We start from the raw sequence: 800 nt of genomic DNA, 5'->3' as shown, positions 1-800 counted from the left end.
TGAACCGCGCCGGGATTGCCGGAGGCTCCCCCTCTTGAGATTAAGGAGCCATCATGACGAAACGGAACGGCAATACCTATTCACCTGAAGTGCGCGAGCGCGCGGTTCGAATGGTTCTGGAGCACCGGGGCGAGTATGCTTCGGAATGGGAAGCTATCAATTCGATCGCTTCGAAGATCGGCTGCACCGGGGAGACGCTTCGCGGTTGGGTGCGGCGTGCTGAGCGGGATGCAGGCATACGGCCTGGGCCGACGAGCGCGGAGCTGTCGCGGATCAAGGAGCTTGAACGGGAGGTTCGCGAGCTTCGTCAGGCCAATGAGATCCTGCGCAAGGCGTCGGCTTATTTTGCGATGGCGGAGCTCGACCGCCCACTGAAGCGATGATCGCCTTTATCGACGCTCACCGCGATGCGTACGGGGTCGAGCCGATCTGCCGTGTGCTGCCGATCGCCCCGTCGACCTGGCACGAGCATGCCGCCCGGCGCGCCGATCCTTCCCGATTGCCAGCCCGTGCAAAGCGGGATGAGGTCCTGAAGGAGGAGGTGCGGCGCGTGTTCGACGAGAACTTCGGCGTCTACGGCGTACGCAAGGTCTGGCGACAGATGAAGCGGGAGGGCTTCGACATTGCCCGTTGTACTGTCGCCCGGCTGATGAGGAGCATGGGCTTGCAGGGCGTGATCCGCGGCAAGCCGGTGAAGACCACCATCAGCGACAAGGCGGCACCTTGTCCACTCGACAAGGTCAACCGGCAATTCCAGTCGCCGGCGCCGAACCGGCTGTGGGTAAGCGACTTCACCTATG

General features: G+C 63.1%; 1 pseudogene and 1 other annotated feature. The pseudogene reads left to right on the top strand.

Going from position 1 to position 800, the window contains the following annotated elements:
• Nucleotides 1-53 precede the first annotated feature (53 nt).
• Nucleotides 54-800 (top strand): annotated as a pseudogene (locus NYR54_RS19115) (IS3 family transposase); the annotation flags it as partial.
• Nucleotides 338-454, top strand: a sequence feature (AL1L pseudoknot). (Overlaps the previous pseudogene by 117 nt.)

Origin of the sequence: Chelativorans petroleitrophicus (assembly GCF_025398195.1) — a bacterium.
Taxonomy (GTDB): domain Bacteria; phylum Pseudomonadota; class Alphaproteobacteria; order Rhizobiales; family Rhizobiaceae; genus Chelativorans; species Chelativorans petroleitrophicus.
Note: the sequence above shows the minus strand (reverse complement) of the source record. Positions and strands in the feature narration are given on the sequence as shown.